This window comes from Streptomyces sp. NPDC058646 (genome assembly GCF_042716875.1).
GTDB lineage: Bacteria > Actinomycetota > Actinomycetes > Streptomycetales > Streptomycetaceae > Streptomyces.
Genome location: NZ_JBHXRK010000001.1, coordinates 58079 through 69910 on the forward strand (window position 1 = coordinate 58079; position 11832 = coordinate 69910).

Genomic DNA, 11832 nt, shown 5'->3' on the forward strand with positions numbered 1-11832 from the left:
GCATTTCCGCCGTGCGGTGTCGCCGTGCCGAGTCCGGCGTGGCTCAGCAGGGCGGATGGAAGAGGCCGCCGACCCGCTCGGTCGCGGCCAGCCGGTTGTACGGTTCCACCGCCGCCCGCGTCGGCTCGACCTGCACCTCGATCCCGGCCCGGCGAAGCACCTCCCGCGTCTGCGGCATGACCGGGAGGCGTTCGTCCATGCCCCGGCCGAGGACGACCGCCGTCACCCCGAGGGCGAGGAACTCCCGTACCTCCTCGGGCCCGATGCCGGGCTCGTGGCGGGTGGCGTGTCCGGACCGGTGCGCGGGGACACCGCGGGGCCGGGGGTGTCCGGGGCCGGTTCCGGGGGAGTCCAGAGCATCAGGTTGCTCATCAGCTCCGCCTGCTCGATCGCGTCGTCCAGGGCGTGGTGGGTGTGGCGCCGCCGGGACAGCAGCTCGCGCGGCATGCGGCCCTTCACGGCGGCCCGCAGCGGGACCCGCGCCTTCGTCGCGTACAGGGTCTTCATGTCGAGGCAGCCGGAGTGCCCGAACGGGCTGTCGCCGCCGAAGGACATCAGGTACCAGTACAGGAACATCCAGTCGAAGGATGCCGGGTAGCCGCACATCACCGGCTGTGCCCCCGCCGAGACCTCCCGCACCCAGGCCCGGAACTCGTCCATCGCCAGGGCCGGTTCGGCCCCTTCCCGGAGCAGCCGGTCGCGGTCCAGCCCGCTCACGGCCAGCGCCTCGGGCGCGTAGGTCCCGCTGATCGGGCGCAACTCCCGGTAGAAGGTCAGCTGTTCGGGGTCGGCGGCGGTGTACGCAGCGCCGTCCTGGCGTCCCGCGACGGACGCCCCGAAGCTGATCATCGAATAGGGCCCGGGGACGGGTCCGTCGGCCTCGATGTCGACGGAGATGTAGAGGCTGGGACGTGCGCTGCGCGATGCCATGTGCCCGAGGATGCCAGGCACCGCGGCGCCCCTCACCCCGATTTCGTGCGGGCACGCACCGTAGCGGCCCGGACCGGATGCGTCGCGCGGAATCGACGGCCGGCGGGCCCGGGGGGAGGATGGAAGCGGAAGCGAAGCGGACCGCGTCGATCGAAGGAACGGCCATGTTCGGAGACAGCAAGGCATTCAGCGGATTCTCGGTCGACGACCTGGGCAAGGCGAAGGAGTTCTACGGCACGACCCTCGGGCTGCGCGTCACGGAGGACGAGGGCATGGGCCTGCTGTCCCTGCACCTCGCGGGCGACACCACGGTCCTGGTCTACCCGAAGGAGGACCACAGGCCCGCGGACTTCACCATCCTGAACTTCCCCGTGGACGACGTCGACCGGGCCGTGGACGAACTCGCCGCCCGCGGCGTCCGTACGGAGCGCTACGAGGGCTTCGAGGCGGACGAGAAGGGCATCATGCGCGGCGACGGGCCCACCATCGCCTGGTTCAAGGACCCCGCGGGCAACGTCCTGTCCGTACTGGACCAGGGTTTCTGAACGCCCCGCCCCGGCGCCCCCCCCGGCCGTCCCGCGGACGTCCGGCCCCTCGCGGGAGCCGGACGCCCTTCAGGAGCCGGACACGGGCTAGGAGGCCGGGGTGAGGAACATGCCGGTCTGGTCGGCGCCCGCGGTGTTCTTGCAGGAGAAGCCCGACCCGGTGGCCGGCTGCGCGGCGACCAGGGCGAGGCAGCGGCCGGCGGCCAGCTGGCCGAAGTGGTTCGGGTGCATGGACTCCTGGATCAGCCCCTGCGTCTCGCTGCTGTCGATCCAGCGCGCCCACTCGCTGGTCTTCGCGGAGGCGGGCTTCGCGGTGGTGACCTGGCTGCTGGCCTTCGCGCACACCTCACGGCCCTGCATCATGTCCCGCAGGTCCATGAACTGCACGCCCTTGGCGGCGGCGACTCCCTTGAGCCGGTTCGCGATCTGCGGCACGAGCGAGTCGCGGGCCCAGTCCGAGTCGCGGTTCCAGAAGGGGCAGCCGCCCGTGTCGAGGCGGCTCCAGTCGCTCTGCGTGTAGCGGTTCTCCGCGCCGCGCGGAATGGGCGAGGGGTAGGACTGGAGCACGATCCGGTACGAGGAGTCGGCGTAGCCGGCTGTGCGCATGACGGCCCGGATCTCGTCCACGGACTTGCCGACCTTGGCCATGACTCCGTCGATCTTCTGGTCGACGCCGTACTGCTGGTCGTCGTAGCAGTACGAGTTCCAGATGATGAAGTCGTAGGCGCAGTTCTTGATGATGTCGGCGAAGCCGAGGTCGTTGCCGCCGACCGACAGCGCGATCAGCTTCACGTCGTGGGAGGCGGCCACCGCGGCCAGCTGGTCGGCCTGCGGTGCCTCGCCCTTGTAGGCCACGCCGCCGTTCGAGGCGCGGAAGACGTTGTCCGTGGTGGCCCCGGAACAGGCCAGGTTGACCGCCACGTCGGCGAGGGGACCGGCGCTGCGCACCTCGGCGGAGTCGGACCGGTGGCAGCCGCCCGCCGTGGTTCCGTACACCTTCGCCGGGTCGTAGGTGCTGCCGCTCAGCCAGGCCCGGTCGGTGCCGGTCCGGTTCCCGCTGTCGGTCAGGCTGTTGCCCTTCCAGCGGCCGGCTTCGCCGGAGATGTAGCTGTCGCCGAGGGAGACGACGGCGGTGGGGCCGTTGCCCGGGCCGGCGGCCGCGGTGCCGGCCCCGGCCGTGAGCAGCGCGGTGAAAGCGAGCGGGAGGGCGGCGGCGACTGCGGTCAGTCGTCGCACACGACTGGTGGGGTTCTTCCTGCGGGCGGTGCGGGATCCGATCACTGCGGAACTCCTGCGTTCGGCCACACGGAATCCAGGAACAACTCCGGTGCGTGGCTGGGAAAGTGGGGGTACCGCCGGCCGGTGGCAATCGGAAAGGTGACACGCCGACTCTTGTTACCGCTAGGTAGCCGCAGATTACGAGTGGGTAACGACCGACCGGTCGTTCGGTTGTGTCAGGTTCCGGAAACAGCTCCGCCCCCGCTGCCGGGGGCAACGGGGGCGGTACTGCCGGATGTTCGGCTGCTGTGCGTTTCAGCCGAATGTCAGGTCGGTGCCCGGCTCCGTGGTGGTGCCGGAGTGCGTGTCGGTCAGCCCGTGAGCTGGTCGTACGCGGGAAGCGTGAGGAAGTCCGCGTAGTCCGCGTCCAGGGAGACCTGGAGCAGGAGGTCGTGGGCCTGCTGCCACTTCCCGGCCGCGAAGGCCTCCTCGCCGACCTCGGCACGGATGGCGGCCAGTTCCTCGGCCGCGATCGCGCGGGTCAGCTCCGCCGTGGCCTTCTGGCCGTTCTCGAAGACGACTCCGGCGTTGATCCACTGCCAGATCTGCGAGCGCGAGATCTCGGCGGTGGCCGCGTCCTCCATCAGGCCGAAGATGCCGACGGCGCCGAGGCCGCGCAGCCAGGCCTCGATGTAACGGATGCCGACCTGGACCGCGTTGCGCAGACCCTCGTACGTGGGCTTCGCGTCGAGGGAGTCGATCGCGATGAGCTCGCCCGGGGCCACCGAGACGTCCTCGCGCAGGCGCTCCTTCTGGTTCGGCTTGTCGCCGAGCACCGCGTCGAAGGAGGCCATGGCGATCGGGACCAGGTCGGGGTGGGCGACCCAGGAGCCGTCGAAGCCGTCGCCCGCCTCGCGGTCCTTGTCCGCCTTGACCTTCTCGAAGGCGACCTTGTTGACCTCGGCGTCCTTGCGGGACGGGATGAAGGCCGCCATGCCGCCGATGGCGTGCGCGCCGCGCTTGTGGCAGGTGCGGACCAGCAGCTCGGTGTACGCCCGCATGAACGGGGCGGTCATCGTCACCGCGTTGCGGTCCGGGAGGATGAACTTCTCGCCGCCGTCACGGAAGTTCTTCACGATCGAGAAGAGGTAGTCCCAGCGGCCGGCGTTCAGGCCCGCCGCGTGGTCCTTGAGCTCGAAGAGGATCTCTTCCATCTCGTACGCGGCCGTGATCGTCTCGATCAGGACGGTGGCGCGGACCGTGCCCTGCGGGATGCCGGCGTAGTCCTGGGCGAAGACGAAGATCTCGTTCCAGAGGCGGGCCTCCAGGTGCGACTCCGTCTTCGGCAGGTAGAAGTACGGACCCTTGCCGAGGTCGATCAGGCGCTGCGCGTTGTGGAAGAAGTACAGGCCGAAGTCGACCAGCGCCCCCGAGGCCGGGGCACCGTCGATCCGCAGGTGGCGCTCCTCCAGGTGCCAGCCGCGGGGCCGCATGACGACGGTCGCCAGCTCACCGGCGGGCTTGAGGGCGTAGGGCTTGCCCGTGCGGGCGTCGGTGAAGTCGATCCGGCGCTCGTAGGCGTCGATCAGGTTCAGCTGGCCGAGGACGACGTTCTCCCACGTGGGGGCCGAGGCGTCCTCGAAGTCGGCGAGCCAGACCTTGGCGCCCGAATTCAGGGCGTTGATGGTCATCTTGCGGTCCGTCGGACCGGTGATCTCCACACGGCGGTCGTTCAGCGCGGCCGGAGCCGGCGCCACCTTCCAGTCCCCCTCGCGGACCTGTGCCGTCTCCGGGAGGAAGTCGAGGGTGGAGGTCCGGGCGATCTCGGCGCGGCGCTCGGCGCGGCGGGCGAGGAGCTCGGCGCGGCGGGGGGCGAACCGCCGGTGGAGCTCGGCCACGAAGGCGAGGGCCGCTTCGGTGAGGACTTCGTCCTGCCGGGGCAGGGGCTCGGCGTCGACGATGGCCAGCGGGGACGGCGCTGGTGCGGACATATCTGTCACTCCTTCAGCGGCGGTGCCTGGCGGCCGCGGGGGAATGCTCGCGCGAGACGGCACGCAGTGCCGTCGGGTGTGGAGAGTTCCGGGATACGGTCGCGGGCGCCGTTCTTGGTTCAGGGCGCTTCTGACCAGTGGATAGTAATTTCCTCATGGTGGAAGTTCAATGGTTTGTTGATATCGAGATTCTCTGAGTCGACAGATTCCACTTCCCGGTGGCCCTCAGTGCCATCGCAGTTACCCCCCGCTCGGACGGTTCGCTCCGCCGGTTCACGCCAGTCGTACCAGGTCGGGCGGGGTGTCGATGTCGAAGGCCTCCGCCACGTCCCCGCACTCCACCAGGGTGAGCTCTCCCGCGTGGCGCGTCAGGTGCACCCGCGCGCCCTTGTCGCCGGTCGCCGTCGCCGCGATGTCCGCCCAGCGGTCCGCGCCGAACAGCACCGGATGCCCGCGCTCGCCGCCGTACGCCGCCGCCACCAGGCTCGCCGGGGAGCGGTAGGCCTCCCGGACCCGGGCCACGGCCTCCGGCCCGATGCCCGGCTGGTCCACCAGCGACACCAGGGCGGCGCGGGCGCCCGTACCCGCCAGCGAGGCGAGGCCGACCCGCAGGGAGGAACCCATCCCCTCCGCCCAGTCCGGATTGTCGGCGACCACGCACCCGCTCAGGTCGGCCCGCTCACGGACCTCCGCCGCGGCGGCGCCGAGCACCACGTGCACGGGCCCGCAGCCCGCCTCCCGCAGGACGCGGACGGCGTTCTCCACGAGCGGGCGGCCGCGGTAGGGCAGGAGGGCCTTGGGGCGGCCGCCGAGGCGGCGGCCCCCGCCGGCGGCCAGGAGCAGGCCCGCGATCACGGGCGGGCCGGTGTGGGACGACATGCCACCGATTCTCGCTCCTTCAGCGGCCCGCGTGTCCACGGAAACAGGTTCCGGCGTACGGCGGCCAGCGCGGGCCCGATCCGGAGCGGTGCGCAGACCCGGTTCTCGGCGGCGGCCAGCAGGGCCCGTTCGTCACGGTCGGTCAGCATTGCGGTGACTCCTTGCCAATCGGGGGCCAATACGGCGAGTCTGGACCTCGATCGGCCTGGACGGCAGAGCCAATCAGGGGAGGTTGGCATGGCAAACGGGCGAGTGGTCCGGACAGCGGACAGAACCCTCGGCAGCCGGCAGCTCGCGGCCCTGCTGCCCGCGGAGGTACGGGCCCGCCCCGGCTACCGGGCCCTCGCGGACGCCGTCCGCACCCTGATCCTCGACGGGCGCATCGCCCTGCACGTGCGGCTGCCCGCCGAGCGCGAGCTGGCCGGGGCCGTCGGAGCCGGCCGGGCCACCGTGACCGGCGCCTACGACCTGCTGCGCGAGAGCGGCTACGTCCGCAGCCGGCGCGGCTCCGGCACCTGGACCGAACTGCCCGAGGGCCACCGCCCCGTCGGCGCCCACACCCTCGTCGGCGGGGGCGGCCGGAGCGCCGGCGGCGATCCCGGCATCGACCTCGCCATCGCCGCCATGGGCGCACCGGACGGCAGCCTCGCCGAAGCCCTCGCACGGGCCGCTCCCCGGCTGCCCGCCCTGGCCCGCACCCCCGGCTACCACCCGTTCGGCCTGCCCGACCTGCGTACGGCCGTCGCCGACCGGTTCACCCGCCGCGGCCTGCCCACCCGCCCCGAACAGATCCTGGTCACCGCCGGCGCCCAGCAGGCCTTCGCGCTCGTCGTCAGCCTCCTGTGCGGACCGGGGGACCGGGTCGTCACCGAGAGCCCCACCTACGCCAACGCCCTCGACGCCCTGCGCCACGCACGGCTGCGCACCGGCTCCATAGCCGTCTCCGACGCGGGCTGGGACATGGAGATCGCCGAGTCCACGCTGCGGCAGACCGTGCCGAGGCTGGCCTACACGATCCCCGACTTCCACAACCCGACGGGTGCACTGATGCCGCCGGAGCAGAGGCTGCGCCTGCTGGCCGCGACGCGGCGCACCGGGACCTGGCTGGTCGTCGACGAGACCATCGCCGACATCGCGCTCGACGTCCCCGCGCCCGCGCCGCTGGCCTCGCTCGCCCCGCGGGGCGGAGCCGACCACGTCGTCACCATCGGGTCGCTCAGCAAGACCTACTGGGGCGGCCTCCGGGTCGGCTGGATCCGGGCCGCCGAGAAGATGATCACCGAGCTGACGGCGGTACGGGTCGCCGCCGACATGTGCGGCTCGGTCCTCGACCAGCTTGTCGCGCTCCCGCTGCTGGAGGGCCTGGACCGGTCCCTGCCCGCGCGCCTCGCGCAGCTGCGGATCCAGCGCGAGGCCCTGGTGCGCTCGCTCCGGCAGCACGCACCGGAATGGTCCTGGAGGCTCCCGCCGGGCGGGCTCTCCCTCTGGGTCGACCTGGGCGGGCCGGTCAGCTCCGCGCTGGCCGAACGGGCCGCGGTCGCCGGGGTGCACATCGGCCGCGGCGCCCGCTTCGGTGTGGACCCGGGCACCTTCGAACACCGGCTGCGCATCCCGTACACCCTCCCCGCCGCCCAGCTGGACGAGGGGGTGCGCCGCCTCGCGACCGCCTTCCACGACGGGGTGCCGCTGCCCCCGGCGGTGGAACGGCCGTACTGGGTCGCGTAGGCCGCGGGCAGGGCGTACGGGGTCGGGCGTACGGGGTCGGGCGCAGCGGATCAGGAGGCCCGGCGGAAGTACGCGTTCGCCGCCGGGCGGAACATCAGCACCACGGCGGTGAGCACGGCCGCCAGGTGCAGCACCCGGCTCGCCCCGAACACCGCGTCGAGGGCGTCCGCGCCGGTGAGCGCGGCCGGGACGGACCCTCCGTCGAGCAGGTACCCCAGCGGTTCGGCGACCAGCGAGGCCGTACCGAACACGCCGAGACCCACCGCCAGGACCAGCCGCGCCCACCCGGCCCCGTCCCGCATCCGTACGGCGACCAGCACGGCCACCGTGAACACGGTCAGCCGCACCGCCAGCCCCGGGGCGATGCCGCCGGCCGTGGCCTCGCCGTCCGCGGCCAGGCGGCCCAGCATCAGCGCGGTCTCGAAGGCCCCGGCGGCCACCGCCGTCAGCCAGAGCACGAAGGCGGTGCGGACGGCGGCAGGCGGCGGTCCGGGACGGCGGCGCGCGGCCGCGGCGTACGGGGGAGCACTGGGTACGGGGCTCATCGGGCACTCGCTCTCGTGGCGGTGGCGGTGGCGGTGGCGGGGCCGGTTCTCCCCGCCCACCCCGATCCTCCCGGCCCCCCACGCCCCCGACCCGCCTGCTGCCCGGTGGATCCGGCCGGGGGGCTGCCCCACCCCCCGGCGGCCGGCTCAGGGCGTACGGATCAGCCGCCGGCTGCCTGCTGCCGCGACCGCGGAGGTGCGGGAGTCGACGCCGAGCTTCGCGTAGACGTGCACCAGATGGGACTTGACCGTGGCCTGGCTGAGGAAGAGCTTCTTGGAGATCTGCTGGTTCGACAGCCCGTCGGCGACCAGTTGCAGGACCTCCAGCTCCCGCTTCGTCAGCGCCTCCGCCGGGGTCCGCATCCGGTCCATCAGGCGCAGCGCCACCGCCGGGGCGAGCGCCGACTGGCCCGCCGCCGCGGTGCGCACCGCCGCCGCCAGCTCCTCCGGCGGGGCGTCCTTCAGCAGGTAGCCCGAGGCGCCCGCCTCCACCGCCGCCAGGATGTCCGCGTCCGTGTCATAGGTGGTCAGGACCAGCACCCGCGGCGCACCCGGCCGCGCCGTGATCAGCGCCGTCGCCGCTGAGCCGTGCATGCCGGGCCCGAACTGGAGGTCCATCAGGACCACGTCCACCGGCGTGGTGCCCGCCAGTTCCACCGCCCGCTCGGCGGTCGCGGCCTCCGCGACCACCGCGAAGTCCGGTTCGGTGTCCAGCACTGCGCGCAGCCCGGCGCGCACCACCGGATGGTCGTCGGCCAGCAGCAGCCGGATCGTCATCGGGGGGACCTCGCTCCGAGACCGGGCGCCGGGTCCGGGTCGGCGGCCGTATCCGCGTACGCGTCCACCGGCAGCGGCAGGGTGACGGCCACGGCGGTGCCCTGGCCGGGGTCGGACTCCACGGTGAACAGACCGCCCAGGGTCTCGGCGCGCGCCCGCATCGCGGGCAGCCCGAAGCCGCCCTGGCCCGACGGGGCGGCGGGCGCCGAGGAGGGGTCGAAGCCGCGGCCGTCGTCCACGACGTCGAGCGTGACCGAGGAGTCCATGAACGTCAGCGTGATCTCGGCGCGCCCGGCCCGCGCGTGCCGCACCACGTTGGCCAGTGCGGACTGGGCGATCCGTAGCAGGGCCACCTCGTACGGGGTGGGCAGCACCCGCGGCGTGCCGCTCAGCGAGAACCGGACCCGCGGCCCCGGGACCCCCGCGCACAGCCGTTCCAGGGCGGCGGCCAGGGACCCGTGCTCCAGGTCCGGCGGCGTCAGGGCCCGGACGAACCGCCGCGCCTCCGCGAGGTTGTCCTGGGCGGCCTCCCGTGCCCGGGCGATGTGCTCCACCGCCGGAGCCCCGGCCGGCAGCGCGCGCTCGGCGGCCCGCAGCAGCAGCTGGATCGACGACAGGCCCTGGGCCAGGGTGTCGTGGATCTCCCGTGCGAGCCGCTCGCGCTCCGCCAGGATGCCCGCGCCCCGCTCCGCGACGGCCAGCTCCGCCCGGGTCGCCAGCAGCTCCTCGATCAGCTCGCGGCGGCGCTCGCTCTCCCGGTACAGCGCCTGGTAGCCGAGGACGGTCGCCACCGCCACGCCCCCGCCCAGCAGCGGCCCCAGGAAAGCCCCCGGTGTCGCCGGACCGCTGTGCGCGAGGAAACCGCCGATCGCCGCGCAGGCGGTCACCGCGACGGCCGTCACGCCCCAGCGCAGCCGCAGCAGGTGCAGCTCCAGGAAGTACAGCGGGAAGGCGATCCACAAGCCGTCGGGGGAGACCGCGAGCAGCCCCGCCCAGGCCGCGCCGAGGACCGCCAGCCATACCGCCCCGGCGCGAGGCGACCGGTGCACGGCGGGGGTCCGTACGCCCGCCGCGTACACGGCGGCCAGCACGGCGCACAGCCCGACGACCCACCCCGAACGGGGCGCGGCATCGGCGACGGCCCGCCCGGCGGCCAGCGCGAGCAGCCCGAGGAGCAGCGCGTGCAGGCACAGGCGCAGGACCTTCGAGACGGGGGTGAGGGCGCGCGGGGCGCGGGGATCGGGAGGAGCCATGGCCCGACCAGCGTAAGGCGGCGCCCGCCGGCCCCGGTCAATCGAAAGTTTGATGTCGGGATGCGCCCTTCGATACGAGGATCCCTCCTGTGGCGCGATGTGCTGTGCCCGCGCGGCGGACCAAGGTGGGGAGCATGTTCGTCGCATGGAGAGACCTACGGTTCGCGAAGGGCCGGTTCGCCCTCATGGGCTCCGTCGTCCTGCTGATCACCCTGCTCGTCGGCCTGCTGTCCGGGCTCACGTCGGGACTGGCCCGGGAGAACGTCTCGGCCGTCACCGGGCTGCCCGCCACACACCTGGCCTTCGCCGCGCCCGGCGGTGACCAGGAGGTCTCCTTCACCAACTCCCAGGTGCCCGAGAGCGCCTGGCTGGCCTGGCGGGCACGGCCCGGGGTGAAGACGGCCGAGCCGCTGGCCATCCGCACCACCAACGCCGTCTCGGGCGAACGGACCGCCGCCGTGTCCGTCTTCGGCGTGGAACCCGGCGACGGGCCCGGCCGCCTGAGCCCACGAGGCAGCGGCCTCACCCAGGGGCGGGTGGTCCTCACCGAGAAGGCGGCCCAGGAGCTCGGCGGCCTCGCCGCGGGCGCCGGGGTCAGGATCGGCACCCTCGAACTCTCCGTGGCCGCCGTGTCCGGCGCCGCCTCCTACAGCCACACCCCGGTCGTCTGGATGGACCTCCTCGACTGGCAGCGCATCGGCAACCCCGGCACCTCCCTGGAAACCCCCCTCGCCACCGTCGTCGCCCTCTCCGGCGACGGCGTGGACCTGGCCGCCGGGGACGCGGCCGCCGGCACCGAGACCCGGACCGTGGAGGAGGCCCTCGGCGCCATAGGCTCCTACCAGGCCGAGAACGGCTCGCTCCAGCTGATGCGCGGCTTCCTCTTCGCCATCTCGGCCCTCGTGACAGGCGCCTTCTTCACCGTGTGGACGATCCAGCGCAGCGGGGACGTGGCCGTCCTGAAGGCACTGGGTGCCTCCACTCCCTACCTCCTCAAGGACGCGCTCGGCCAGGCCGTGGTCATGCTCGCCGCCGGCACCGCACTGGGTACGGCGCTCGCCGCCGGGTTCGGCGCCCTCATCAGCGGCGGCGACGTGCCGTTCGTCCTCGACGCCGCCACCGTGCTGGTCCCCGCCGCGGTCCTGATCGTGCTCGGTGCGCTGGGCGCGGCCCTGTCCATCCGGCGGATCACCGCCGTCGACCCGCTGACCGCCCTCGGGAGCGCCCGATGACCCTCCTCGTCCACGACGTCACGCTGACCTACCCGGACGGCGACGGCCGCCTCACCGCCCTCGACGAGGTCTGCCTGGAGGTGCCCGCGGGCACCCTCACGGCGGTGATCGGCCCCTCCGGATCCGGTAAGTCCAGCCTGCTCGCGGTCGCCGCCACCCTGGTCACCCCCGACTCCGGCCGGGTCGTGGTGGCCGGCCGGGACACGGCCCGGCTCAGCGCCGCGGAGAAGTCGGCACTGCGCCGCGAGACGATCGGCATCGTCTTCCAGCAGCCGAACCTGCTGGCCTCGCTCACCGCCGCCGAGCAGCTCCAGGTCATGGCGCACCTCACCGGCCGGCCCGCGCGGCAGCTGCGCCGCCGGGCCCTGGAACTGCTCGACGCGGTGGGCCTGGCCGACAAGGCGGACCGGCGCCCCCACCAGCTCTCCGGAGGCCAGCGGCAGCGGGTCAACATCGCCCGCGCGCTGATGAACGAGCCCGCCGTGCTGCTGGTCGACGAGCCGACGAGCGCGCTCGACCACGAGCGCGGCGCGGCCGCGCTCGACCTGTTGGTCACCCTCACCCGCGAGCGCTCCACCGCCACCGTGCTGGTCACCCACGACCACGCCCACCTGGAGCGGATGGACCGCACGGCGACGATGGCGGACGGCCGCCTGGTGCAGCAGCCGGACCCGGTCCCGGCCGCCTGAGGCCGTCGCCGCAGGTCCCCCGACCGTCCCCCGGCCGTCCCCGCGCCC

13 protein-coding genes are annotated in these 11832 nt (G+C 73.5%); 4 read left to right on the plus strand and 9 right to left on the minus strand.

Features of this window, described 5'->3' with window-relative positions:
- Positions 1 to 43: 43 nt before the first annotated feature.
- A complete protein-coding gene (locus tag ACFWUZ_RS00220) occupies positions 44 to 226 on the minus strand; it encodes an MTH938/NDUFAF3 family protein (RefSeq protein WP_384364536.1) in 183 nt (60 codons plus the stop codon).
- Positions 223 to 930 carry a 3'-5' exoribonuclease domain-containing protein gene (locus ACFWUZ_RS00225; protein WP_384364539.1) on the minus strand — a complete coding sequence of 236 codons (708 nt, stop codon included), beginning with the start codon at positions 928 to 930 and terminating at the stop codon, positions 223 to 225. Before ACFWUZ_RS00225 ends, ACFWUZ_RS00220 begins: the two co-directional genes overlap by 4 nt.
- Before the next feature lie 164 nt (positions 931 to 1094).
- On the opposite strand from ACFWUZ_RS00225, the gene ACFWUZ_RS00230 reads away from it, so the two are divergent.
- Positions 1095 to 1475, plus strand: a complete 381-nt coding sequence (locus tag ACFWUZ_RS00230) for a VOC family protein (RefSeq protein ID WP_384364542.1) — start codon at positions 1095 to 1097, stop codon at positions 1473 to 1475.
- A gap of 87 nt (positions 1476 to 1562) precedes the next feature.
- Here ACFWUZ_RS00230 and ACFWUZ_RS00235 read toward each other — a convergent pair whose 3' ends face one another.
- The 4 genes from ACFWUZ_RS00235 to ACFWUZ_RS00250 form a co-directional block, all read right to left on the minus strand.
- Positions 1563 to 2756, minus strand: coding sequence for a GDSL-type esterase/lipase family protein (locus ACFWUZ_RS00235; RefSeq protein WP_384364544.1), 1194 nt, complete (start codon positions 2754 to 2756; stop codon positions 1563 to 1565).
- A gap of 308 nt (positions 2757 to 3064) precedes the next feature.
- Entirely contained in the window at positions 3065 to 4684 is a 1620-nt protein-coding gene (gene aceB, locus ACFWUZ_RS00240; RefSeq protein ID WP_384364547.1) for a malate synthase A, read from the minus strand.
- Between the two features lie 273 nt (positions 4685 to 4957).
- The gene (locus ACFWUZ_RS00245; protein WP_384364550.1) at positions 4958 to 5563 is read right to left on the minus strand and encodes an NTP transferase domain-containing protein; all 606 of its coding nucleotides are present in this window, start codon (positions 5561 to 5563) and stop codon (positions 4958 to 4960) included.
- On the minus strand, positions 5536 to 5712 hold the full coding sequence (locus tag ACFWUZ_RS00250) for a hypothetical protein (RefSeq protein WP_384364553.1): 177 nt from the start codon (positions 5710 to 5712) through the stop codon (positions 5536 to 5538). Before ACFWUZ_RS00250 ends, ACFWUZ_RS00245 begins: the two co-directional genes overlap by 28 nt.
- A gap of 88 nt (positions 5713 to 5800) precedes the next feature.
- Between ACFWUZ_RS00250 and ACFWUZ_RS00255 the strand changes: the two genes are divergently transcribed.
- Positions 5801 to 7288 (plus strand): PLP-dependent aminotransferase family protein, encoded by a 1488-nt coding sequence (locus ACFWUZ_RS00255; protein ID WP_384364556.1) that lies wholly within the window; start codon positions 5801 to 5803, stop codon positions 7286 to 7288.
- Between the two features lie 50 nt (positions 7289 to 7338).
- Here ACFWUZ_RS00255 and ACFWUZ_RS00260 read toward each other — a convergent pair whose 3' ends face one another.
- From ACFWUZ_RS00260 to ACFWUZ_RS00270, 3 genes are all read right to left on the minus strand, one after another.
- Positions 7339 to 7833, minus strand: coding sequence for a hypothetical protein (locus ACFWUZ_RS00260; protein ID WP_384364559.1), 495 nt, complete (start codon positions 7831 to 7833; stop codon positions 7339 to 7341).
- 147 nt (positions 7834 to 7980) lie between these two features.
- Positions 7981 to 8610: a response regulator gene (locus ACFWUZ_RS00265; RefSeq protein ID WP_384364562.1), complete on the minus strand. Its 630-nt coding sequence runs from the start codon at positions 8608 to 8610 to the stop codon at positions 7981 to 7983.
- Positions 8607 to 9863 (minus strand): sensor histidine kinase, encoded by a 1257-nt coding sequence (locus ACFWUZ_RS00270; protein WP_384364565.1) that lies wholly within the window; start codon positions 9861 to 9863, stop codon positions 8607 to 8609. Before ACFWUZ_RS00270 ends, ACFWUZ_RS00265 begins: the two co-directional genes overlap by 4 nt.
- Positions 9864 to 9997: 134 nt before the next feature.
- Between ACFWUZ_RS00270 and ACFWUZ_RS00275 the strand changes: the two genes are divergently transcribed.
- A complete protein-coding gene (locus ACFWUZ_RS00275) occupies positions 9998 to 11095 on the plus strand; it encodes an ABC transporter permease (RefSeq protein ID WP_384364568.1) in 1098 nt (365 codons plus the stop codon).
- Positions 11092 to 11784 carry an ABC transporter ATP-binding protein gene (locus tag ACFWUZ_RS00280; RefSeq protein WP_384364571.1) on the plus strand — a complete coding sequence of 231 codons (693 nt, stop codon included), beginning with the start codon at positions 11092 to 11094 and terminating at the stop codon, positions 11782 to 11784. Before ACFWUZ_RS00275 ends, ACFWUZ_RS00280 begins: the two co-directional genes overlap by 4 nt.
- The last annotated feature ends 48 nt before the right edge of the window (positions 11785 to 11832 follow it).